18 protein-coding genes are annotated in these 25,810 nt (G+C 37.8%); 8 read left to right on the top strand and 10 right to left on the bottom strand.

Going from position 1 to position 25,810, the window contains the following annotated elements:
- Positions 1-323: 323 nt before the first annotated feature.
- Together QM524_RS07685 and QM524_RS07680 are read left to right on the top strand one after the other, a co-directional pair.
- Complete coding sequence (locus tag QM524_RS07685; protein ID WP_095160341.1) at positions 324-1,745, top strand: CCA tRNA nucleotidyltransferase; 1,422 nt, start codon at positions 324-326, stop codon at positions 1,743-1,745.
- 151 nt (positions 1,746-1,896) lie between these two features.
- On the top strand, positions 1,897-3,894 hold the full coding sequence (locus QM524_RS07680) for a sialate O-acetylesterase (RefSeq protein ID WP_283344123.1): 1,998 nt from the start codon (positions 1,897-1,899) through the stop codon (positions 3,892-3,894).
- A 166-nt stretch (positions 3,895-4,060) separates the two neighbouring features.
- Here QM524_RS07680 and QM524_RS07675 read toward each other — a convergent pair whose 3' ends face one another.
- From QM524_RS07675 to QM524_RS07655, 5 genes are all read right to left on the bottom strand, one after another.
- Positions 4,061-4,948, bottom strand: a complete 888-nt coding sequence (locus tag QM524_RS07675; protein ID WP_229242205.1) for an SDR family oxidoreductase — start codon at positions 4,946-4,948, stop codon at positions 4,061-4,063.
- Positions 4,949-5,248: 300 nt separating this feature from the next.
- Positions 5,249-5,845: a YceI family protein gene (locus QM524_RS07670; protein ID WP_166579483.1), complete on the bottom strand. Its 597-nt coding sequence runs from the start codon at positions 5,843-5,845 to the stop codon at positions 5,249-5,251.
- Positions 5,846-5,910: 65 nt separating this feature from the next.
- Positions 5,911-6,369, bottom strand: coding sequence for a MarR family winged helix-turn-helix transcriptional regulator (locus QM524_RS07665; RefSeq protein ID WP_095160344.1), 459 nt, complete (start codon positions 6,367-6,369; stop codon positions 5,911-5,913).
- Between the two features lie 194 nt (positions 6,370-6,563).
- Entirely contained in the window at positions 6,564-7,052 is a 489-nt protein-coding gene (locus QM524_RS07660; RefSeq protein WP_176464331.1) for a MarR family winged helix-turn-helix transcriptional regulator, read from the bottom strand.
- 212 nt (positions 7,053-7,264) lie between these two features.
- Positions 7,265-9,160 carry a hypothetical protein gene (locus QM524_RS07655; RefSeq protein WP_283344122.1) on the bottom strand — a complete coding sequence of 632 codons (1,896 nt, stop codon included), beginning with the start codon at positions 9,158-9,160 and terminating at the stop codon, positions 7,265-7,267.
- Positions 9,161-9,246: 86 nt separating this feature from the next.
- On the opposite strand from QM524_RS07655, the gene QM524_RS07650 reads away from it, so the two are divergent.
- The 6 genes from QM524_RS07650 (at position 9,247) to QM524_RS07625 (ending at position 16,560) form a co-directional block, all read left to right on the top strand.
- Positions 9,247-9,825, top strand: coding sequence for a Maf family nucleotide pyrophosphatase (locus QM524_RS07650; RefSeq protein ID WP_095160347.1), 579 nt, complete (start codon positions 9,247-9,249; stop codon positions 9,823-9,825).
- 97 nt (positions 9,826-9,922) lie between these two features.
- A complete protein-coding gene (rlmF, locus tag QM524_RS07645; RefSeq protein WP_283344121.1) occupies positions 9,923-10,855 on the top strand; it encodes a 23S rRNA (adenine(1618)-N(6))-methyltransferase RlmF in 933 nt (310 codons plus the stop codon).
- Positions 10,856-11,394: 539 nt separating this feature from the next.
- On the top strand, positions 11,395-11,814 hold the full coding sequence (locus QM524_RS07640) for a hypothetical protein (protein WP_283344120.1): 420 nt from the start codon (positions 11,395-11,397) through the stop codon (positions 11,812-11,814).
- 126 nt (positions 11,815-11,940) lie between these two features.
- Entirely contained in the window at positions 11,941-12,843 is a 903-nt protein-coding gene (locus QM524_RS07635) for a TlpA disulfide reductase family protein (RefSeq protein ID WP_283344119.1), read from the top strand.
- A 266-nt stretch (positions 12,844-13,109) separates the two neighbouring features.
- Positions 13,110-15,941: a DUF4961 domain-containing protein gene (locus tag QM524_RS07630; protein ID WP_283344118.1), complete on the top strand. Its 2,832-nt coding sequence runs from the start codon at positions 13,110-13,112 to the stop codon at positions 15,939-15,941.
- Between the two features lie 325 nt (positions 15,942-16,266).
- Positions 16,267-16,560, top strand: a complete 294-nt coding sequence (locus QM524_RS07625) for a hypothetical protein (protein ID WP_095160351.1) — start codon at positions 16,267-16,269, stop codon at positions 16,558-16,560.
- A gap of 258 nt (positions 16,561-16,818) precedes the next feature.
- On the opposite strand, the gene QM524_RS07620 is transcribed toward QM524_RS07625, so the two are convergent.
- The 5 genes from QM524_RS07620 to QM524_RS07600 form a co-directional block, all read right to left on the bottom strand.
- Positions 16,819-17,145 (bottom strand): HesB/IscA family protein, encoded by a 327-nt coding sequence (locus QM524_RS07620; RefSeq protein ID WP_095160352.1) that lies wholly within the window; start codon positions 17,143-17,145, stop codon positions 16,819-16,821.
- Between the two features lie 76 nt (positions 17,146-17,221).
- Positions 17,222-18,151 (bottom strand): citrulline utilization hydrolase CtlX, encoded by a 930-nt coding sequence (ctlX, locus tag QM524_RS07615; protein ID WP_283344117.1) that lies wholly within the window; start codon positions 18,149-18,151, stop codon positions 17,222-17,224.
- A gap of 177 nt (positions 18,152-18,328) precedes the next feature.
- Positions 18,329-19,762 carry an arginine deiminase family protein gene (locus QM524_RS07610; RefSeq protein ID WP_283344116.1) on the bottom strand — a complete coding sequence of 478 codons (1,434 nt, stop codon included), beginning with the start codon at positions 19,760-19,762 and terminating at the stop codon, positions 18,329-18,331.
- An 839-nt stretch (positions 19,763-20,601) separates the two neighbouring features.
- Complete coding sequence (locus QM524_RS07605; protein ID WP_283344115.1) at positions 20,602-24,150, bottom strand: hypothetical protein; 3,549 nt, start codon at positions 24,148-24,150, stop codon at positions 20,602-20,604.
- Positions 24,151-24,608: 458 nt separating this feature from the next.
- A complete protein-coding gene (locus QM524_RS07600; protein WP_283344114.1) occupies positions 24,609-25,808 on the bottom strand; it encodes a VWA domain-containing protein in 1,200 nt (399 codons plus the stop codon).
- Between the last annotated feature and the right edge of the window lie 2 nt (positions 25,809-25,810).

Below are 25,810 nucleotides of genomic sequence, written 5' to 3'. Positions count from 1 at the left end.
TCACGATTGCCCGTTTACCATACTTGTATTGAGTTTAAGAAATGGTAAACCCCAATTAGTCAAGTACGAAGGATTATAAAAACCATTTATTGCTGATATCGGATGTTGGATTTCGGGAGTGTAAGTTGCTATATTTTGTAAAAAACAAAGGTATTTTACTTTATTTCCGAAATCAGAAATCCCAAATCTGAAATAGTCTCAAATCCTTTTTACAGTACTAATGCCCAACAGACCATTGACTCAAAGCGAATACTTTGTTCAATTGTCATCAGAGAATGAAAAGAAGGGAGCTATAGCTTCAGAGTCTTTTACAAAACAATTGTATGAATTTTACAGAAACTTTAAATAATAACCCCATTTTCCAATTAGTAGCGGATTCGGCACAACAGCTGAATGTTCGAGCCTTTGTGGTTGGTGGATTTGTTCGTGATTTAATTTTAAATCGTCCTTCAAAAGACATTGATATTGTGTGCGTTGGTTCGGGAATAGAATTGGCTGAATTAGTAGCCAAAAATTCTGGACGTGAAGATACGTACTTGTCTGTGTTCAAAAATTTTGGAACGGCAATGATTCGTATTGATGATTGGGAAGTCGAGTTTGTAGGAGCAAGAAAAGAGTCATATCGTAGCGATTCCCGCAAACCAATTGTGGAGGATGGAACTTTGGAAGACGATCAAAATCGTAGAGATTTTACCATCAATGCGATGGCTATATCCTTGAACAAGAGTGATTTTGGACAATTGTTGGATCCATTTGATGGTGTTTCTGACTTGAGAAGAAAAATTGTTAAAACACCACTCGAGCCAGGCATTACTTTCTCTGATGACCCTCTGAGAATGATGCGTGCGGTGCGTTTTGCAACGCAATTAAACTTCGACATTCACCCTGATACTTTCGATGCTTTGTTGTCGATGAAAGATCGTATTTCGATTATTTCGAAAGAACGTATTACCGAAGAATTGAATAAGATTATTCTTTCGAAAGTACCTTCTTATGGGTTTAAATTATTAGATTCTTGCGGTTTGTTGCAACTGATCTTCCCTGAGTTCTGTCTATTAAAAGGAGTAGAAACAGAGGAGGGCAAAGGGCATAAAGATAATTTTTACCATACATTACAAGTATTGGATAATGTCGCCAAAAAGTCGGACGACTTGTGGACTCGTTGGGCGGCTATTTTGCATGATATTGCCAAGCCTGCCACCAAGCGTTTTGATAAGAAAAAAGGATGGACTTTTCATGGACATGAGGAGTTGGGGGCTAAAATGGTAAAACCAATTTTTACGAATATGCGCTTGCCGCTCAACGAGAAAATGCGTTATGTAAAAAACTTGGTTCGTTTGCATTTACGTCCTATTGCTTTGTCAAAAGAGACCATCACTGACTCTGCGTTGAGGAGGTTACTTTTTGAAGCAGGTGAAAATTTGGAAGGACTCATGATTTTATGTCGTGCAGATATTACTTCTAAAAATGGAGAAAAAGTAAAGCGCTACCTTCGTAATTTTGACATAGTTGAAGTGAAACTCAAAGAGGTGGAGGAAAGCGATAGACTACGTAATTTTCAACCTGTTATTACAGGCGAAATCATTATGGAAACGTTTGGTCTAACTCCTTCCAAGGAGGTTGGTATTATCAAAATTGCTGTTCGAGAAGCTATTATCGAAGGGCAAATAGAAAACACGATGGAGTCAGGAATGCCATTTATTATTGAAGAGGGTCGTAAACTAGGTTTGACGCCCAAATTGTAGTATCGATTACAAGCTTTAGGCAATCTCAGCTATTTTGCCTAAAGCTATTTTATATTTCATAGCCGTATTTCACTTCCACACATCGTTCATTCGAACAAATCCTTGAATCTTCTGAATTATAGGCCACGTATTTAAACAAATTCCTTGCTCCATGAAGACCTCCAGATTGTGGATTTTCTTGCTATTGTTACTATATCCCTGTTACGTTTGGGGGCAAATGACTATTTTGCACCCTATCAATCGTTTGATTTTACAACAAAATCTTTCCCATCAAGCCGATTTGGTGATTACTGGATATACCAATGTTGCTGCTACTAAAATCGAGTATCAATTAGTCGAAATAGGTAAGCCTGCCAAAGGCTGGAATATCCTTGCAACTAATGTTTTGAATCATGAATTTTCTGGAAAAGTAAAAGTAAATGCAGGTTTTTATGACTTGTATGTACGTGCTTGGGTCAATAATACGATTATCGACGAAAAGATTATCGAGCAGATAGGGGTGGGAGAGGTATTCTTGATTGCGGGGCAGTCTAACGCTATGGGCGTGCAGGGTTTGGGTTCTAAGGATGCTTCAGAAAAAGTAATTGTTATCAATGATTTGAATAAATATTTGGATGAGAAAGATAACCTTACCGTTGCTCCTAACACGCCGCTGGTGCTGCACAAAATGGAGAGGGCTTTGGCAAATTCTAATATGTATCCATCGGGAGAGTCGGCATGGTTGTGGGGTGAGTTGGCAGACAAAATCGTTCAGAAATATCAAGTTCCTGTTTTTTTATTAAACTGTGGTTGGGCGGCTGCTACTTCCGAAAACTGGAGTAAATCTGCTAATGGAGAGTTGGCTTATAATCAGTATGTTAATAAGTATTGGCCTAACCAACAACCTTATGCAAATCTCAAAAATACCTTGCAGTATTTGGCTTCGCATACAGGACTTCGAGCGGTTTTGTGGATGCAAGGAGAATCGGATGCTGCTCATAATCAGACTTCTGCACAAAATTATGAAGCTAATGTAAAGAATTTGATTGAAAAGTCTCGTCAAGTTTTTGGCTACAATATGCCTTGGTCAATTGCCCGCTCAACAGTTTCGAGCCGTAATGAATGGGCAGATTTGGTTATTAAAGGACAAAATGCAATTCTCAAAAATGTACCCAATACCTTTGCTGGACCCGAAACAGATACTATTCAAAATCCTAGACCTATTGCTCACGGGCATTTAGAAAATGTCAAAAATGGTATTCAGGGACTAACACTAGCTGCTACAGCATGGATGCGTACGATGGACACAACTTTTTTCAAAAAGGCTATTCCGTACCAACCTCAAGCCACTTTAGTGCCTCGATTATTACCTTCACATCTACCATTCGGACGAAATTTTGCGGTTTATTTTCAAGGAAGTACCAGTCAGAATAAAACCTATCGAGTAGAACTATTGGATAAAGATGGAAAATTTGTAGCACAGGTTGGACAAGGAACAAATAGCCCTGTGACTATCAATATTCAGAATGTGTCACCTCTTGAGGTGTATCGTCTCAGAATTGTTTCTGAAGCACCTTTTTTGCAAAGTACACTTTCCAATACGTTTACTTTGTCAGGTAGCTGGACTCCTTTAAATCAATTTACATTGGTTGAAAAGACAGATTCGTTGCATTTGAGTTGGTCGTATGTCGAAGCTTATGCACCTACCAAAATCACGGTTCAATACAGTAATAATCAGCAGAATTTTACAGATGTGTACATCGAAAATGCCAATAGCACTTTGGAGGGAAAATGGTCTGTGATTCGACCGAAAGAAGTATTTGCTTATTACAGATTAAAACTGACACTTGCCGATGGGTCGGTTGTGTACACTGATACAAAGTTGGTGATTGATTATTCACAAGTTTTGGGTGTCGAGAACCCTAGTGTATCGGTAAAAATCTTTCCGAATCCTGCCAGTACTTACCTTACGATTCAGGGAGTAAATGATGTGAAGCAACTACAAGTATTTTCCAGTAATGGACAAGAAATTATTGATATTAAATCGAATAGAGTAGGGGAAGAATATCGGGTAGAGTTTCCTGAATCGATTCAAAATGGTGCTTATTTTTTGAAATTACAATTACCCAATAATCAAATTATATTTAGCAAAGTGTTGATAATGAAGTAAGTGGTTGGATTTTTGAGTAATGAATTTGTAGTGTACAAAGGATTAGAAAAACTATTTATTTGGGATTTCTGATTTTGGAAGTATGTGCTTCTATTTTTCCGCAATCAGAAATCCCAAATCCACAATAGTTAGAAAGTCCTAACTCATAATTCTTTTTACTTTAATCTTATTTTTTGCCTCTCACAGCACGAGCAATCATATCCCATTTTTCGTCTGGTACTTCGTTCAAGGCCGAAAATTCACCTGCGCCCATCAGCCACTCACCTCCATCAATCGTAATAACTTCGCCATTGATATATGACGAGAAATCAGACATCAGAAATGCCGCCAAATTAGCTAATTCTTGATGATCGCCCACTCGTTTGAGAGGAATACGGCTTGCTGGGTCAAACTTTTTAGCAAGGTCATGTCCCATAGCTTCGGCAGGAAATAGTCTTTCCCATGCCCCCTCTGTTGGAAACGGACCTGGAGCGATGGCATTGAATCGGATACCGTATTTGTAGCCCCATTCCACCGCCAAGGAGCGTGTCAATGCTAACACACCTGCTTTGGCTGTCGCTGAAGGTACCACATAACCAGAACCAGTCCAAGAATAAGTTGTCACAATACTCATGACAGTTCCTTTAATGTTGTTTTCTATCCAATATTTTCCAAATGCCAAGCTAAAATTATATGTACCTTTCAATACGATATCAACGACTACATCAAAGGCCTTGTGCGTAAGTCGTTCGGTAGGACTGATAAAGTTTCCAGCGGCATTATTAACCAAGCCTTCCACACTACCAAAGTGCTCTATTGCTGTTTTGAGTACATTTTCTACCTCGTCGTAGTTACGCGCATCACAAGCAACTGGAAGGATTTTGCCACCCGTAAGTTCTTCTAATTCTTTGGCTGTGGCTTCCAATACAGGGAGTTTGCGGGAGGCAATAACTACATTTGCTCCTAATTCTAGAAAGTATTTCGACATAGATTTTCCTAGTCCAGTACCTCCTCCTGTCACTACAATGGTCTTACCTTGTAAGGCTCCGTCTCTTAGCATTGGTTGGTTAAACATAGCTATTTTAGGTTAAAGATTTTAAAGTAAGACAGATGAATAAAATACCTTATGGAATATTTTATGTCTCCATCTTGACTTTATTTTACTATATTTTTTGAAAGTAAAATTCTATTATAAAGCAATTTGGGATAAATAAAATTATTATGCAAGCATACTAATTAGGAATTTTTGAAAAAGTTAAAAGAATCAAAGAAGAAACGAATAATATAGTAATTAAGAAAGAATAGAAACCACAAAAAAAGCCCTGCAATCATTTGCAGGGCTTTTTTATATAGAGCTCGGAGAGCTTTGGGTGGATTATTTACCAGCTACCAAAGTTACATCCAAGTTGAATACATCGTCGATAGCTTTGTCACCGATAGATTCGAAGAATTTCTTAGAACCATATTTGATGTTGAAGTCTGTACGGTCAACTGGGATTTTAGCAGTTGCAGTTACTTTACCAGCAGCAGAAGTAATTGTAGCAGGGAAAGTGATAGATTTTGTGATACCGTGCAAAGTCAAATCACCAGTGATGTTTGAACCAGCAACTTTAGTGATTTTGAAAGTAGCAGTTGGGAATTTTTCTACTTCGAAGAAATCACCTGTAGTGATGTGGCTGATGAATTTTTGGTTGTAACCAGCGTCAGTGATGTCAGTACAAACGATAGATTTCATATCGATTGTGAAAGTACCACCTGTTACTTTACCTTTAGCTACTGAAAGGTTACCGTTGCTGATGCTGATAAATCCTTCGTGTTGACCAGTTACTTTTTTAGCCAACCAGTGGATTTTAGAACCTTTAGTATCTACTGCCAAACCTTCAGCAGCTTTTTTAGGAGCGTTACCAGCGATAGCTGTACTCAATACCGTTGCAGATACAAATAAACTTGCGATGAATTTAATTGCTTTCATTTTATTGAAAAAAATTTTAGTGAATATTAATAATAAGGAGTTTAATACAATTCAGAAAATACCGATTATTCAGCTGAGCCTCTGAGTTTGTCTAAAAGATGACTTAATGTAAGCGCTTCTTCTGGCGTTAACTTATGAAGTGCTGCTTCCCATTCAGATTGTTGATTGTCTAGTTCTGCCAATAAATCTAAGCCTTTGTCTGTAATAATAACATCTACCTGACGACGGTCATGTGGACATTCTTTACGGATTACCAAATCTTTCAGAATAAGCTTATCAACTAATCTTGAGGCATTTGACATTTTGTCAAGCATACGCTCAATAATCCCACATACTGTAATAGGATTTGGGTGCTGCCCTCTCAGAATTCTCAAAACATTATATTGCTGCAACGTTACATCGTAACGTTTCAATAAATCACTTTGTAATGAACAAAGCCAGTTGTTGGTATACATAATATTCACAACGGCCTTGGTATAAGGTGATTTGAATGCTTTTTGCTGTATGTCTTGTTCGATACTCATAATTTGATGATACAAATTTAATGTAAAAACATTTGATGTCAATACATTAAAATGTTAATTTTTTGTTAATGTTAATTAGTAGTCTGAAAATCAATAAGTTAATTTGTTTATTTTTTCCTGATTAAATAAAATATAGAGGTTTTCGTGATAGATTTTCCTAAAAATGGCACCAAATCATTCAAGGTAACTCAGTTTCATTCGCCACTCACATACCTTTTAGTTGCCAATGAAGCATCTTCTTGGAGTTTTTGAAGTAGGGTTTCCAATTGTTCAAGTTCTGTTTGACTCATTTGAATGCTTTGTGATTCCCAAACCTCAATTAGATCATTGAGTTCATTGGTTACGTCCAAGCCTTCTTCTGTAATAAGTACTTCTACAACCCGTTTGTCAGTGGGCGATTTTCTTCTTTCGACAAAACCTTTCTGCTCAAGTTTATCTACCAGTCTCGAAACATTAGACATTTGGTCTCTCATATTTTCGATAATCGTATTGATACAGAGTGGGGTAGGATAAGAGAGCTGTAAAATTTTTAGAACGCTATATTGTTGTTCGCTCAGCGAATAGGGTTTTATAATTTGACTAAATTCCGACACTAACCAGTTATTGGTAAACATCATGTTTACGGTTAGTTTTTGGTAAGGATTCGCAAAAGATTTTTGCTTAATATCTTTTTCAATAGACATAATTTTAAATTTAATGTGTACGGACCTAGCTTTGAGAAGATTATAATGATACAAAGTATTAACAAGAGTAGCGAATACTCTTCCGAAAATGTCCATTAACGTGGATTTTTGTACAATTATAAATGGTAATCTTTCTGCAAGAAGCCAGAGCTTTACATCAAGTTAAGAGAAGTATTCAACGGAGGTGGTTAATTGATTGCAAATATACTCAATTATCGGAAGGGCACGATTTCTGGTGCCGAAATATCAAAGTCTTTGAGGCGATAATTGTAGGTATCACTAAAAGAAGCATTGAGCACTCCTATGTTAGGCAAGTTGGGGAAATAGGTAAATTTGAGTTGAAAAGTATTGAACGTTAGGTTCTCGTTTCGCAATCTTACCCCCAAACCTATCCCAGTGTAGGGATACTTGGTGAATAAAAATTGATTTCTAGGGGTAACAAAAGCCATATCTAATTGGAAAAATGGCGCTAAGCGAAACCCCACAAAGTTGACTTTTGAGAACCAAACCGCTTGATAACCCAGAGCAAGTTTTTTACTACCCCAAAGTTGATCGCTATTGATGCCCAAAATTCCATTTTCACCATTGATATTGAGATATTCGCCTGTGTAGCGCTGCACACCAAAGGCATATTTGAGATTGATAAAATGGCGTAATTTGGCTTTTGGAAGTGTATATAATCTTGAAAAATAATTAGATTCGATACTTACCCCTGCGGTGCCATTGGTATAAGCACCCGCATTGAGTAAGGCATATAAATAGCCAGAATTGTTGAGATACTGTCCTCTTGCCAGTTTTATCCCCGAATAAAAGCGACTGCCAAAAGCATCCGAATATTCTTTTCCCGCCACAAAAGTAGCTAGATAACCATAGGGAACGTCTTCAGTAATCCCGAAGCCATAAATCAAAAAATCCCGTTTGTAGCGTCTATTCGAAAAGCCAATGCCGACTAAATATTGTTCTTGGTTGCGAAAAAGCTGGTTGGTATCGGCTGTGACAATGGGGCGTTGGGTGTAATTGATACTGGTAAATCTTAGTCCAACAATAAAGCGGGTACGAGCTTGATTTTCTGGACTTAAAAAAGGGAGTTTGTAAGAACGGGCTAACCAAAAATCTACATAATTCTTTACTGTTGGGAAATACAAAGGTAAGGTGTCATTTTGCATGAGTGTTCGAGCATCATATCCTCTTGTGGTAACTCGCAAATCTCGGTCGTGACTCATTTCAAAACCTCCTGCCATTTTCATTTCAGGCGTTAGAAATGGTCTGAAAAAACGCAAGGCATAGCGATTGGTTTGTCTGCGAAAAGACAAATCCAATTGTCCTGTAATAAAAGAACGACCAATATATGGAATGGTGTAAGTGGTGGCATATTCGAGTTTGGGCGATTCTTTTTGGTTGATATAAAAAGTATTTCGCCAAGAATGTCCCAGTCCTCGAAAGTTTACTTGATTGATACTTAAATCATAACGGTCAAAACCGCCAAAATTGACATCAGGAATTAAGGACCAGATGTCTTGTGTGATTACCAACAAGTCGACTAAGTTGGGATATTGCTCATCTGGTACTACCAAAATACGAGCATCATGCAATATGGTACTGTTACGCATTACACGCTCGTTGTCACGAAGTCGGTCGGCATCGATGATATCGCCAGTATGAAATAATAGGAAGGATTTTCGGATAATACTTTCTCTAGTATTGGTATGTAGTGCGCTAAAAAACTTTTCAAAACCTTGCGCTTTGCGAGCGGTATCATTGACACTTTCGCCAAATACTCGAAGAGTTTTAACATAAATTTTACGCACTACTCTTCCCTCAAACTCTTGAAAGGGATTTTCATCAATTTTTACTACTTCCTGACCTGCTGCGTTTTGGTTGTATACATCCTTGAAGAGGGCATGATAAATTTCGTTGAGAACTCGATTTTTTGAAAAACGTTTTTTCAAATTAGAATAAAGTAGACTATCCTCTTTGTTCTTTTTTACCTGATAATCTTCAGGAATGAAGGCTTGAATAGAATCTTTTTGTTGAGCCTGAGCAGATATTGGCGCAAATAATAGCCAAAAGGTCATTGAAACCAGTGCGACAATTTCACTCAGGCTCATGTTCCTACAAGGTTTTGTGGGTATAATTGGCTTATTTTGTAGAAATTTGCATATCATATCTAAACAAAAATACGAAAACTCTCAGAATGCTAACATTAAATTATCCACTTGTTTTAGCGTCAAATTCGCCACGTCGACAACAATTGCTTAAAGATGCGGGCTTTGAATTTAGTGTCAAGGTAAAACCAACAGATGAGGATTTCCCTGATACGATGCCTGCGCCTGAAGTTCCTGTATTTTTGGCAAAAAAGAAAGCTTTAGCATTTCAGCAAGAAATCGACAACCAAATTATATTAACTGCCGACACAATTGTGGTAGTCGATGGTTTGATTTTGAATAAACCACAAGACAAAGCGGAGGCCAAGTGGATGTTACAAAAGCTTTCGGGACGCAAACACCAAGTAATTACAGGTGTATGTGTAATGACAAAAGATTCAATCGAAAGTTACAGCGATACGACAGAGGTATTTTTCAGAGAATTAACGGACGCTGAAATTGATTATTATATTGAAAATTGCAAACCTTTCGACAAGGCTGGGAGCTATGGTGTACAAGATTTTGTAGGCATGGTCGGTATTCCTCGCATCGAAGGTTCTTATTTTACTGTTATGGGTTTACCTGTGCATATCGTGTACGATGCCCTCAAGAAATTTTGTGAGTTGTGATTTAAGGAATTGTAATGAGTGAAAAGGCCATATAATTCACCATTCATCATTCAGCCATTTACCACTCACTCAGCCATTAAATTACCAAATACAACACATGCTTCATTCAAGAAATAAACATCAAGAAAGATATGATATGGAGGCACTTATGAAGGTGTCACCAGAGTTAAAACCTTTTGTATTTATCAATCAATATGGGAGCCAAACCATCGACTTTGCCAATCCTGCTGCGGTAAAGTTGTTGAATAAAGCCATTTTGAAGGCTTTTTACAAAATAGATTATTGGGATATACCATTGCATTATCTGTGTCCACCGATTCCAGGCCGTGCAGACTATTTGCATTACACCGCCGATTTATTAGCTGAAGCCAACAATGGTCAAATTCCTACAGGCAAGGATATCAAAATTCTAGATGTTGGGGTAGGAGCTAATTGCGTTTATCCTATCATTGGTCATGCAGAATACGGATGGCGTTTTGTTGGTTCGGAGGTCGATAAAACAGCCATGAAGTCGGCTCAAAATATTGTTATTACTAATCAGAATCTCAAAAATAACGTGGATGTTCGTTTACAAAATCGTCCCGATCAGATTCTGGAAGGTATTATTCGTATGCAAGAATTATTCGATTTGGTGATTTGTAATCCTCCTTTTCATGCCTCTGCTGAAGAGGCTTCTGCGAGTTCTATTCGTAAACAGCAGAATCTTACGGGTAAAAAAGTGCAAAATGCTTCACTCAATTTTGGTGGACAAAGTCGTGAGCTTTGGTGTGATGGTGGTGAACTAAAGTTTATTTGGCAAATGATTCAAGAAAGTAAAGTTTTTGCCAAAAACTGTCTTTGGTTTTCGTCTTTAGTTTCGAAAAAAGATAATCTAAAAAGTTTGTACAAAGCCCTCGATAAAACAGATGTTACCAATTATCACATTATCGAAATGTCACATGGTCAGAAAATAAGCCGTATTTTGGTTTGGACATATTTTTCAGAAGAAGAAAGAAAAACTTGGGCAAAAGCTAGATTTGGGAATAAATGAGTAATGAGTTAGTGGGTAAAATAAAATTTAAGATTAGGCTTTCAGGTATCAGCTTTCGGCGGTGGGCTTTGTAAAAAAGCATGGCTGTGGTTATAAAAAAACATTTTAACACTCTTTGCCTTAGGCCTGTTGCCTAAAACACAAAACTTAAATTTTAATTTGCCCAAACCATAGAAGTTTATTGAGTAATCATCAAAGAAAAGTCATCTCGAATATTGGGGTAATGATTATTCTCTAAATTTTTATCAAAAAAGCGGTCGAAAACATATGGTTCGACCGCTTTTTTGATATTACCATACTAGATTTTACTTGGCTTTAGATGCAATCATTGCGTCTCTACTGATGGAAAATAATTTCTTACCTAATCACTCACTCGCTACATTCGAGAAACCTTTACTAAACCTAAATATCTGATCTTCAAAAAAAGAATTTTAGGACTAGGTGTGAATCAATACTTCGTGTACTTCACATATAGAGGAGAAAATCTCCTTATCTTTACGAGTTCCATTTTTCTTTATCTCAAACTTATTTCATTTATTATGTTCAAAAAACTATTTGCACTAAGCTTTTTGCTTAGTATCTCCCTTGTGGGCTTGGCTCAGACGCAAAAGCCTCTTTCAAAAGAAGATAGTCTCCTCAAAGTTTACCGAAAAATTGCTGATACTGGCGATGCCATTGAGCTCAAGAAAGTAGATACGGAAATTGCTCGTTTACTAAAATCTTCCGAAGAAAAAGATTTTACCTTTGCCATTCGTGTGGCGTATTCTATCAAACAAAGTTCTCTAGCTGATTCCATTAACAAATTGGCTGTTCAGAAATTCCCAACTGGAAAAGCAGCGTTAAACGCGGCATACAACTTGGTTATTAAGGCGCCACAAGAAGTAAAAGCTAAATTGGAAGCTTATGAAACATTCCTTAAAAAGTTTCCTGAACCTGCCGAAAAAGCGGATATTGTTTAAGACTATGCACGTTCTGAGATAGCCTCTACCTATGCCAAAGCAGGCGATGCCGTAAATAATGCGTTGTGGTTGTCCAAAATAAAAACACAATCCTATAGAGGGGTTGCTCAGACTTCTAATTCGCAAATGTTTTTACAAAAAGGCGATTTCGTAACTGCTGAAAAATTAGCTTTTGAAGGATTACAGAATGCTAAGGCTTCTTTGGAAAACAATCCAAATCCTAATGCTAAAAATGACTACTATTACTACTTGCAAAACTATGCAGGTCTACTTTATAAAATCAAAAAGTATGATGAAGCACTGAAATACATCAACGAACTTCGTAGCAATCTTGAAGGAAATAAGGTAAACCAAACCAACGAGATTTATGCCCTTATTTTGACAGGAACAGGCAAAGGTAAAGAAGCATTACCTATGTTGGCTGAACTCGTAAAGACAGGTAAAGGTAGCAATGAGGTAGCTGTGGCGATAAAGGAGGCTTATATTCAGACCAATGGAAAAAGTGATGGTTTTGAAAAATACTTGAGTTCATTGCATTCCGACATGAAAAAAAGTATTCAAGCAAAATTGGCAAAAGAATTGATTTCTCAACCAGCTCCAGCCTTTTCATTGGTTGATTTGGATGGAAATAAGGTGTCATTAGCTGAGCTAAAAGGCAAAGTGGTTATTTTGGATTTCTGGGCTACTTGGTGTGGACCATGCAAAAAGTCATTTCCTGCGATGCAAAAAGCTTTAGACAAGTACAAATCTGATCCAAACGTGCGCTTTTTGTTTATTGATACTTGGGAACGTATTCCTGAGCCTAAAAAAGCAGTTCAAGCATTTATTACGGATAATAAATATACATTCTCAGTATTGCTTGACGATAAAAATACCAAGGTGGTGGACAAGTTTGGTATCGTAGGTATTCCAACGAAATTTATCATTGATGGAAAAGGAAACATCCGTTACAAATTGATTGGTTTTGAGGGTTCTGACGAAGCTGCTGTAGAAGAAATTTCTTATATGATTGAAAGCGTAAGATTGTAGTTTTACTCTTTCAAGTTTATAGTCCTAACTGGTTCAAGTCTTAGACTTGAACCAGTTTTTTTATATAGTTTTCAGACTTCATATCAACAGCAGAATTTCGAAATATTATGTTTTTGAATAGTCAAGTTTTAAAACTTGAGAAATAGCTAACCCAAGTCTTAGACTTGAGTTAGCATGGAAAATCTGTCTTTGCTTTGTATTTTATTGTACTTAACTAAGAAAGCCTCTATCTTCGTACTTCCATTAACCAAGTTTATAAACATTTTATGAAAAAATTATCTCTTCTGCTTGCCCTGATTTGGGTGAGTTGCTATCCTATTATTGGTCAGGCTGTAACAACTGACCCTCTTCTGCCGACAGGCGATAAAGAAGTAACCCTTATTTTTGACCTAAAACAATCCAAAGATTCTCGTACGAAAGGATTGTTAGGAAAAACCTCCGATGTATACCTTTGGTCTGGAGCTGGGACTACTGCCACAGGCAATGCCTTTGAGTACGTTCCGACGGGGCAGAGTAACTTTGCCGAACCGTTTACCAACGGAAAAATGACCTCACTGGGCAATGATGTTTGGAGTATCAAAATTACTCCTCGAACATTCTATAATGTGCCTACTAGTAAGTCTATTAAAAGACTCGGGGTTTTGTTGAAAAATGGAAATGGAACGGCTCAAACGGAGGACTTTTTTGTTACTATGTATGATGCTGCTTTTAGCCTCGCATTTTTGTCACCAACCGAGAGTTCGGTAGTTTTAAAGTCAGGACAAGATTTAGCTATTAGTTTGAAATCTTCTGCAAAAGCCCTTTATTCTGCTGAAATAAGTGTTGGAAATACATTGATTAACAACTCAATTCTTAATTTTTCAACAGATAGTACAGATACTTTTACAACCACAATACCTTATAATTCATTGGCTAAATTAATCAATGATAAATCTTCCACTATTACGATGAAAGTTCAGGCAAAAGCAAAATTAGGTACTGCAACCGCTCAATTGGCAGTGTTGGTACCACCTCAAATTACCACCGCCGAAGTTCCTGCGGGATGGAAAGATGGTATCAACTATTTGTCTGAAACAAGCGTTGGTTTAGTGCTATATGCACCCAATAAGGACTTCGTTCATGTGATAGGAGATTTTAATAGTTGGGAAACCAATAATAACTATTTGTTGAAAAGAAATACCTCTGCCGAACGCTATTGGATACAGTTGGATGGTATCGAAAAAGGGAAAGAATATGCTTTTCAGTATTTGATCAATGGCACTTTGGCTGTGGCAGACCCTTACGCTGAAAAAATTCTAGACCCTAATAACGACCAATATATCCCGTCGACGACCTATCCTAATTTGAAAACTTTACCATCGACAGTAAAAACCATTGCTTCGGTGTTTCAAACAGGACAAACGGCTTATGCTTGGAAAAATACTACTTTCAAACGTCCCGCTAAAGAAGATTTAGTCGTGTATGAATTACATGTAAGAGATTTTGTAGCTAACAAAAACTATCAAGCAGTTATAGATACATTATCATATCTCAAAAAACTTGGTGTAAATGCTATTGAGTTAATGCCTGTACAGGAATTTACAGGAAATGATTCATGGGGATATAATCCAATTTTCTATTTTGCACCAGATAAGGCGTATGGAACAAAAGATGATTTGAAGCGCTTCATTGACAAATGCCATGAATTGGGTATTGCGGTACTCATGGATATGGTTTTCAATCAAGCAGATTATGAGTTTCCTTATGTGAAAATGTATTGGGATGGTTCAAAACCTTCGGCAGATTCTCCGATGTTTAACCAAACCGATAGACATCCATTTGGCGTATTTTTTGACTTTAATCATGAAAGTGTGGCTACTAAAGCATACGTGAATCGTGCGAATGCTTTTTGGTTGCAGGAGTATAAAATTGATGGTTTTAGATTTGATTTGGCGAAGGGTTTTACTCAAAAACAGACCTCTAACGATGCGCAATTTAGACTTTATGACCAATCTAGAGTTGATATTTGGAAAGGCTACTACGACAATATTCGCAAGGTAGATGCTTCTGCTTTCGTGATTTTGGAGCTTTTTTCTGAGGATTTAGAAGAAAGAGCTTTGACTAATATGGGAATGATGGTTTGGGGAAATCATAATTATGATTTTAGAGGTATGATGAAAGGAGAATCGGTTGATTTGACAAGACTCTCTTATCAGTCGAGAGGAATGACTACACCGGGCGTGGTAAGTTACATGGAAAGTCACGACGAAGAGCGTTTGATTTATGATGCCGTACAGAATGGAAAAACGGCTAACTCTTACTCAACTAGAGATTTAGCGACAGCCCTAGAACGTGAAAAAGCAAATGTGGCGGTATTCATGGCGGTTCCAGGTCCAAAAATGATTTGGCAATTTGGTGAGTTAGGCTACGATGTAAATATTGATTTTAACGGTCGTACAGGACAAAAACCTTTAAAATGGGAGTATTTAACCGATGCTCGTCGCATGAAGTTATACAAAGCTTATGCTGCTATGGTTCAGTTGAAAACCTCGCAATCAATATTTAAAACAACAGATTTTAGTATTGACTTGACAGGTATGCAGAAAAAAGTAACACTTCGTTCGAGCGATAATACAGTTTTTGTAGTTGGTAATTTTGATATTCAAAGTAAAGGAATGACACGCCTTTTCCCATCTACGGGCAAATGGTATGACTATTTTACGGGGAGTAGCATCGATGTTGGAGATTTGGATTTGCCTTTGTTCTTAGAGCCTGGAGAATTCCATATCTTTTCAACAAAACCATTCCCAAAACCTGAAGCCGATATTGTTCCTTGGAAAGTACCTTCGGCATTAGTGATTACAGGAATCGAAGAGGAGGCTACGGCAGTGAAATTATTCCCAAATCCTGCTACAAATATGGTTCGTCTATCAGTTCCAACTTTCAGAAAAGGAGATACACATTACGAAATGTACGATTTTTATGGGAAAATGGTAAAACAAGGAAAAGTAGAAGATACAAATACAGATATATACATCGCTGACCTAAAAGAAGGCTTGTATTTGATTCATATCCAAGATGCACAACGCAATCAGGTGCTAAAAATGATTAAACAATAGTTCGATTGGGGATTTGGGATTTTTGATTTCGGAATGTATGGATACTGATGGAAACGTACCTATTTTGTGTTGATAAAAATTGCTGAAGGGGCAACCCTTGCGGTTGCCGCATTCAACGTGGCAACTACAAGGGTTCCCCTTCAGCATAATGATAAGAATGCTTTTGAGCGAAATGAAATTCTTAGTATAGTCCTAGCTAGGATTTTAAAATGTACGTTATACTTCCGAAATCCAACATCCGATATCCGAAAAACAAGCAAGGTTTTGAGTCTAAAAATAGGTTTCCTATATTTGTTCCTATTCATCTTAACTAAACTATGAAATCATGAATGCAGATACCACTAAAACCATTCTTTGGATTCTCAGTATTCTTTATGGAATATTGATTGTAGGGTCATTTTTTCCGATTATGATGAGCCCATTTTTGTTTGATGCTGGCGCAACGAAGGGGCGCTGGGTGACTTTTTTCTCAATTGTGGCTTTTCCAATTCTAGCTTTGATTTCGATTATTGCGGCTTGGTGGTTATTTAAACATGGTCATTATTCAGCAGCCAAGTGGGTATTTACTTTACCTGCGTTGAGCATTATAGGATTTTTTGTAGGATTTTCGATGCCCTAGTTTAGTGGCATTTTTAGCGATTGAGTAATTGAGCGAATGAGTGATTATGTTAAAATTTGTATTCTAACAGTAGAGACGCAATGATTGCGTCTTGAGCCGAGTAAAAGCTAGTATGGTAGCATCAAAAAAGGGTCGAAAATTTATTTTTCGACCCTTTTTTGATGCTAAAATCAGCTTTAGATGCAACGTGTTGTATTCTACAAATGAAGATTATACTAAAAATAATCACTCATTCGCTCAATCACAATTCACTAAATATTATACCGCAAAACTTTCACCGCAACCACAAGTACGAGTTGCGTTAGGGTTTTTGAACTGAAAACCTTTGCCATTCAAACCGTCAGAAAAATCTAATTCTGTGCCAGCAAGATAAAGAATTGATTTTTTGTCAATCATGATTTTTACTCCTTTATCTTCAAATACCATATCATTGGCCTGTGGTTCAGAAGCAAAGTCTAGGTCGTACATCAAGCCTGAGCAACCACCCCCTTGTACGGCCACGCGTACATTGTAGTTATTGCTTAAACCTTCTTTATCACGTAATTCTTTGATTTTTTCTGCTGCTATATCTGTTACTGTTACCATGATGCTATATCTATTTTAGGAAAAACAAGTTGTTATGACTTTTGAACTACAAAAGTAATCGAAAAGTTCCGAAAATCTATTTCATTGGTAAATGAACCTCGGCCATCATACAACGAGCCGAACCACCTCCGTTACCCTCAATCATGCTTAAATCGAAGTGCAAAATAGTACAATAATCGCCAAGAATCTTGGTTTGTGCTTGAGTAAGCGAGTAATATGCAGCATCTGACATTACTAAATATCGGTCTCCTTTTTCGCTACGAATTTCAAGCATATTGCCTGCAAATTGATTCATTTGGTCGAGCGTAATTTCAATTACCTGTTTGCCACTACTTTCTAAGGAGTTACGTACATTCAAGCGTTCGTCCAAATCGGGAATGGCCTCTAAACAAATGACAGCAAACATATCGCCAATACACATCAATACATTGGTATGGTAAATTTGCTTTCCAGCGCCATCTACTGCGGTGAATTTCACGATTTCGTAATTCATCTGGATACCAAACTCATTCAAAACCGATTCATGCGTACGTGGTGAAATACAAGCGTAGGCAATCTTAAACTTACGGTCAAGTACCATAGAGCCAGTACCCTCCAAAAACTCGCCTTTTTCTTCAAAATTCGAAAGGTCAATTCTTCTATTGATATAAAAATCTTTTTCCAATAAACTAATGATATCTTGGCGTCTCTCTAAACGACGGTTGGGAGCCTGCATCGGATATTCGATGACTGTACCGTTATAATGGAAAGAAACCCAGTTGTTCGGAAAAATAGAATCAGGTGTATGCGGCTCAGGCGTATCATCAACCACAATGACGTTTACCCCATGTTTGCGGAGGCGAGCCACCATTTCATCAAATTCTTGCAAGGCTTGAGTTTGCGCTGTTTCTTGGGTTTGTTGACCAAAAGCTTTATCCTGAAAGGCATTCGACTCTGCTGTTTGTTCATTAAAGCCAAATCGCACAGGACGAATCATCAAGATATTTGAAGTTGTTTGAGAACGCATAGTTTGAACCGTTTTGTTTGTTGAAAAATAGTTATTTGTTAATAGTGTAGCCGTTATCATGCAAAAAAGATTATCTATTGGGCTTTCGGCAATGAGCTATCGGCATTCAGGAAAGATGTTTCTACTACTTCTTTAGCAATCTCCGATAGCTGATTGCTCATTGCTGATAGCCAAAACCTAAAATCCTTCTCTTAGAATTGGCATCGACATACAGTGTGAGCCACCACGAGCACGAGATAATTCTGCTGATGGGAGTAGGATAAAGGTATTTTGCATATTCTCTGGTGACTTGCGACCACTTTCAAATTCTTGAATCAAATCAGCCGCCTTGATGGCTTCAAAACCTAATGCCTTAAAAGCTTCAAGGGTTTTGTCATTTCTATCGTAGCCGATTACGACGCCTTCTTTGAGCGCCAACAAATTACAAGAATCTGTCCACTGCTCACGATCACCGTAAGGGAATTCATTATTTCCAGAATACACAAATTGTACATCGAGAGGCATACAACCGAGGTCATTCACTGAAATTTCTGTTAGTAAATCCTCTAAGTATTCAATTACTCTGGGCTCTTTAGCATCCTTTCTAAATTGTATAATTCGCAATTCATCTTTTACTTTTGCTTTGATGAGACCAGCTTTTACAAAAACCTCATTTTCTTGTTTAGCTTGTTTTCCAAGAGAGCCTAGTAATACCCAGATATTTCTTTTGACTTGGGTAAATACCGTATCGATGTGCATATAATCACGCTTTTTCGGAATTTTTACCAAGGTGATTTTTTCAACTATATCTTTTTCAAAGAGCGCCTCAATAACTTGTTTGGCAGCATACACGGTTGTTCTTTCCGAAATCCCAATCAATAAGTGATTAGGAGCGACCATCATGACGTCGCCACCTTCGAGTGTAGCGATGGTATCCGACTTTTGGTCGTCGGGCATTAAGAACTGATGTTCGTTGTCGGGTATTTCGATGATATTGCTGCGTATTTCTTCAAAAATTTGGTGATTGAAGAAAACGTATTGCATTAACAAAGCTTCGCGGGTACGCGCTATTTTGGCTGGTTTATTAAGCAATAAATGATTGTTGATGGTAATCCCAATATCACGCGTGAAGATAAAGTTGGGAATAGGCGCAAAAAGCATTTCTTTTTCTGGCGTCATGCCTGAGATAAGCGTTTTGGCTAATTCTGTAGAAGGGTAATTCAATAGTGTGTTTTGAATGGCAAACGAGCAATGTTCAACAGCACAAACCGCTGCTACAAGTCGGGTTCTTATAATAGAGTTATCTAAAACCTCGGCCAATAGCCTCTGAACTTCGATTACTTTATCTGATTTGAAATAATGAGGACTTTCTGGTTTGAAGAATTCTCGAGAAGTATCGGCATCGATTTCTTGTAATCGACCTTTGATTTTGGCTGGGTCGAGGAAGTAAAGTAGTATTTTTACGTAGAAATCATATTCATCTTTTCGCATCGTATCCAGATGCACTATGTCTTCAAAGAGCCAATCTTGAGCTTTTGAAGGAATAACCTTCCCTAATCCACTGTCTGGGCTATGAATCAATAACCTCTTTAGCGTTCCTACTTCCGATGAAACATTGATAGACTTTTCCATAATTTGATTGTCTTTGAAGTTTATGGCTTTTTAGGTAAAAAATGGTAAAAAACTCATTTTTCGCAATAAACTATTTTTTTTTCACAAAGTCAAGTCAAGAGAAAAACATAATAAAAATTTCATGTTAAAACTGAATAGATTTTCAGAATCCCCTTTAGTTAAGCACAAAATATGAAAATTATATAATTGAGGTTTTTTCTGTGTAAAAGAAAATATTAGCATGGTATTCGTAGAAAATACACTTATAGGTGTATTCAATATGTCCTTTTTACAAGAAAATCTAGTACATAAGCTGAATCCAAATTGTAATTTCTTTCGTAAGTTTAGGTATCTATATAGGCACGGGAGGGAAGTTACTTGGATTGATAGTATTAATGGTAATTAGTCATTTGCTCATGACGCATTCTAATAAGCAGTAATTAGGCGGTTTAATTGCACGGTATTGAATGTTTTTTTGACCTTACTACAATTCGAGACTTGACTCCCTTTTGCTATTTATTTCTTGTCTTAATATCTTCTATAAAAATATTTCCCCAAGTTATTATTCTGTTGAAATTCTAGCTTTCAAATAATCTGAAAGTGATGAAACATTTTTGCTTAAGCAATCATGTAAGAAGGAGCACATATACCAAGAAGCATTTTGAGACTAAGGGATATTTTACATAGTCGTGCAAAATTCAGTTGAATTAATTAATGAGATAAAATATTAGTAATCAAAAAATACACTCAAAACTCATCACTCACAATTCAGCACTCATACTTACTTATTTACCCAAACAACAAAAAGGGAGCCCAATGCAGGCTCCCTTTTGTATTTATCTCGCAAAATAAGATTTATACTATCTCACTTTTGTAATTGTAATCGGCACACAAACCTGAGGACAAGATGAACATGTCGCTGGAGGTGTGATAGTCACGTTGTTCAACGAACATCCATTTGCATCAGTAATTGTAATAGTTTTAGCACCACCACTGATTAAGAATGGACCGAATGACGTAGATGGAGCTCCATAGTTTTGAGCTGTACTAGTCGTAATTCCACTTCCTGAAACGGTATAAGTAGTTCCACTACCACCCGATGGGTTCAATGTGAATGTATATGTATCATCTGTTGATGTTGCTGGCGTACCTGCGTCGCTACAGATAGATACTGCACCTGCCAATGTTGGAGCTGCTTTAACGGTAACATTAAACACATCTACAATTGAACATCCTTGTGCTGAAGTTTTTGTCACACGATATGTAGTAGATAACGTTGGAGAAACAGAGATTGATGCTGTTGTTTCGCCAGTATCCCATGAGTAAGTTGAGCCACCAGTTGCAGTCAATGTTGTTGGAGTTCCTGCACAAACTGATACGTTTGATGTAGCTCCAGCAGGAGTTGCGTTAACCGTTACGCTAACTGTAGCGGTTTGGTTACAACCTAAAGTACTTGTTACGACTACTGTATATACACCTTGGTTGGCAGCAGTTGCAGCAGCTGTTACTGTTGGTTCTGCTACTGTTGAAGTAAAGCTATTTGGACCAGACCAAGCATAAGTTTCACCTGTTTGTTTGCCACCTAAAGTAAAGGCAATTGGAGAATCAGAACATACCGTGATAGTTGGACCACCAGTGATCGTTGTAGTAGGAGCAGGGTTAACTGTTACAGCAACTGAAGCTGTACCAATACACCCTTTACTATCCGTTACTGTTACTGTATAAGTTCCGCTCATAGCAGCTGTTGCGTTAGCAGAAACTACAGGACTTGCAGCTGTTGAAGTAAAGCTGTTTGGACCTGACCAAGAATAAGTAGGCGTTGTTCCGTCTGTTGTTGCTTTTAGCGTAAGTGGTACACCCGAACAGTTAACAGCTACAACTGTAGTTGCAGTAACCATTGGTTTAGGATTTACCATTACATTTACAGTAGCTGTCGCACTACAATTGTTACCACTAACACCAGTTACGGTATAAACACCTGCATGTTGAGTCATCGAAGCGCTAGCTGTTACAGTTGGATTAGCTGACGTTGAAGTAAATCCGTTCGGACCTGTCCAAGAGTAAGTTGATGCACCCGAAGCGGTCAAAGTAATAGGAGATTGCTCACAGACAGCCAATGCAGTTGGTGTAATCGCTATAATTGGAGCAGTGTAAAGACTGATCGACGTTGTAGTTGTTGCTGTACAACCGTTGATATCAGTTACAGTTACAGAATAAGTTCCTACATTAGCATTTGTTACTGATGCAATTGTAGGAGTAGCTACTGTAGAAGTAAATCCTGAAGGACCTGACCATGAGTAGCTTGCGCCAGCTGGATTGCTGCTTACCGAAAGATTAGCTGTACCATTCAAACAAACTTGAAGTGGAGCGTTAGCTGTAGCTGTTGGAACAGGGTTAACATTTACCTGAACTGTAGCTGTTGCTGTACAACCCAATGATGATGTACCTGTAATGGTATATACACCAGCGTGGACTGAAGTTGCAGATGTTGTTACAGTTGGGTTAGCTGAAGTCGAAGTAAATCCGTTTGGACCAGCCCATGCATAAGTAGCAGTGTTGGTACCTGTTACTCCTAAAGTAACCGTTGAGCCAGTACAATTTCCTTTTGTTGGTTGAGCTGTTACTGCTAAAACAGGAATTGGAAGAAGTTCAACGATAATACCACAACAGTTCCCTGTAGGACAATTACCTGTAAGTGTTCCATCTAGTGTATAGCTACCAGCTTCTGTTACCTTAAGTGTATTAGTAGTAGCACCAGGGATATTAACACCGTCTTTTTTCCATTGATAAGAAGTAAGGGTAGTTGGAGCTGTCAATGTTAACGATTCGTTAGAACAAAGTTTTACAGGTACGCTAATACAAACCGTTTCAGATTCTTTACCAGTGTTGGAATTACCATCTTTTGCCGTAATAGTTGCTGTGTTAAAGATAACACCTTCATCTTTTGCAGTAACTGTAATAGTGAGGGTTGCTACCAATTTATCGCCACCTAGTAAACTACCAATATACCATTTACCAGTCGTTTGATCATAAGTTGTTCCTGATTCTGCTGAGTGAGAAACATAAGTTACACCTGATGGAAGTAAATCTGTAATTTCCAAGCCAGTTGCAGCTGCAGATCCGCTTGCTCTTGTTGCTTTGATAGTGTAAGTAACTTGAGTGCCTTGTGGAACTGGAGCTCCATTGTTGCTACTTGTTTTTGAAACAGCAACATTGATTGTGTTTGCATCACAACTATCAGGAATACCATCACCATCAGTATCTAATAAGTCATTTCCTCCAGCACATTTATCTAAACAGTCTGATACACCGTCGTTATCAGAATCTAGTTTTGAATAAGCATAGTGAACTCTCAAAGAACCTAATACAGAAACTAGACCACTAGTTGATACGATTCTGATTTTATTGAATGCTTTTGTAGTTTTGAAACCTAACTCATACGTATTTGTATTCCCTAATAGACCAAGTTTCACTAAGCTACTACCACCAGAAATGCTTTCTTGTTTGATAGAACCATTATAAGTTTCAATGGTAACTGCGCTTAACAGGCTTAAATTTATTAAGGAGTTTCCATCTGAAACAACAAAACCAGCTTCAGAACCCGCAGGTACTGTAGTAGGAGAAGTTACTTCAATATAGCTATTACAAGAACCAAGAGCGATAGCTAATAATACATCCATTGAAGCATAATCTGTTGTACTAGCGTTTACAACATTTGCCTCATTACTTACACCAGAGGCACATATAGCAAGTCCTGTTGAATAAAGTCCTTTGCTAACATTATAAGTACCAGTTCCACCATTCACCCATTTGTCTGCACAATCTAAGTTTATTGTTGCTGCTGGTCCTTCAAAAGCGTAATAAACTTTTAAGCTATTGAACAAACCAACAATTCCACCACTGTAAAACAATTGAACTTGGTCAAAGTCTTTTGTCGTTGTAAAACTTAAGACTTGCTTTCCAATGCTACCTCCCAATACTGAGGCATTCAATAACCCTCCAGATACAGTAGCTGTTTCTTGAGGTACACCATCACGGAAAGTTTTGATTGAAATGTTAGATAATGCAGAAGCTGAGAGAATACCAGCTCCAGGAGCTACCACAAAACCTACAACATTACCAGCGGGATAGTATTGTTTAGCGTCTTGTACTGTTAGACCAACACCACCACCTAGAAGAGAGAGTGTTAAATCTATTGTAGAGAAATCACTAAGATCGCCGTTTACGACGTTTGAAGTGTTTGAAGCACCACCGGTAAGTGATGGTGAGGAGTTAATTGTAACGCCAGTTCCAACGATTGGATCCATTGGGATTTTATTATTCTCCAATGTTTTCACCTGCGCATGTGTTTTAAAGATACTGAGCATAGAAATACACAGTACCACAACTACTTGGGTAAACTTGTTCATGAGCATAAAATTAATTGAATTAAACACCTTTTACAGCCCACATAGAAATACAGTCAAAGTCACAATCGAGAGATTGCTCTTTGGTTGGCGGAGATGTTTTCTACTTAGGAAATTTGATTTTTTGAATGCAACTGGCGGTTGCTTGCCTAAAAAGGAGCAAAAATTATGCCATGGAGGCCTAAATAATGAGTATACGCAAGAGTTTTGAACGAGTGAGGATAATAGAGGATAAGCATACTAAAATTAGTACGAAATTGAAGTGCGGCAATTTTAGACTAAATGCTCTAAAACCGTGCCAAAGTATATAATACTGTATCTTTTTTTGTGGAAATTATTTGATGGTAAAGGGCTTCAAATATTATAGTATATATGGGTGATTTTAGAGAAAAACTCTATCAGTGAAAGTGCTGATTTTTAGTATATAACGCCACATTTCAAGCATGTGGCGTTATAACTATTTAGCTATTTGAGCCTTTTAAAACTATGTCATTTTGACTTGCCCACGCACTCATATCTTGTCGATTGATAGCTGCTGCCATCATATCTGGAAACAAATCTGGCGTACAGGCAAATACAGGAATTCCTAAGGTAGATAGAAACTTAGCATTGTCTTTGTCAAAAGAGGGTGCTCCCGAATCGTCTAAGGCTAACAGACATATTATTTGAATTCCCGACTCACTTAGCTCCAATATACGTTTGCGCATCTGTACTTGATTACCTCCTTCATACAAATCTGTAATCATAATAAGAATAGTGTCGTCGGGTTTGTTGATAATTTCTTGGCAATACCCTAAAGCTTTGTTGATATCTGTACCACCACCAAGTTGTACTCCGAAGAGCAATTCAACGGGGTCTTTCAAATCTTCTGTTAAGTCAACAACCTCTGTGTCGAATACTACCATTTGTGTGGTGATTTGTGGTAACGACGCCATCACTGCGCCAAATATACCTGAGTAAACAACTGACGCACCCATAGAACCACTTTGGTCGAGACATAAGACGATATCTTTAAGAGAGCGTTTATTTTTACGCCCAAATCCTACCCTGATTTCTGGTATAATGGTTTTGTATTCGGGTAAATAGTTTTTGAGATTTTTCTTAATTGTGGTATTCCAATCTATTTCATTGTAACGAGGACGCTTGTTGCGAACACTACGATTGATAGCACCTGAAATAGCCTGTACGGTTTTTTGTTCTAGTTTGTCCATTAACTCCTCCACAACCTGTTGCACCACTCTGCGAGCGGTGTCCTTGGTCTTGGAAGGAATCAGTTTGCCCAGTTCCATTAAACTGGCGACCAAATGCACATTTGGGGTAGCCTGTTCCAAAATCTCAGGTTCGAGCATGAGCTTTTGCTGAAGTTCTGGATGTTTTAGGGCATCGCCTTGCATCACCTGCACAACTGATTGAGGAAAATATTTACGAATATCTCCTAACCAGCGAGCAACCGAAGGGCTTGAGCTTCCGTTTCCTCCTGATCCACCACCGCCACCATTTTGTCCATAATTGAAATTTCGTTTTCTTTCAAAGTCATATAAAGCAGAGAGCGCATCATCGATTTGACTGTCTAATTCTGACAGTTGATATTGAGTGCCATCGGCTTCATCGCCTCCCAAAATAAGACGCCAGCGTCTGAGTGATTCTTTTTCGTCTGTCATAA

Origin of the sequence: Flectobacillus roseus, from assembly GCF_030056595.1 — a bacterium.
Classification (GTDB): domain Bacteria; phylum Bacteroidota; class Bacteroidia; order Cytophagales; family Spirosomataceae; genus Flectobacillus; species Flectobacillus roseus.
This window is presented reverse-complemented; position numbering and strand designations above follow the sequence as displayed.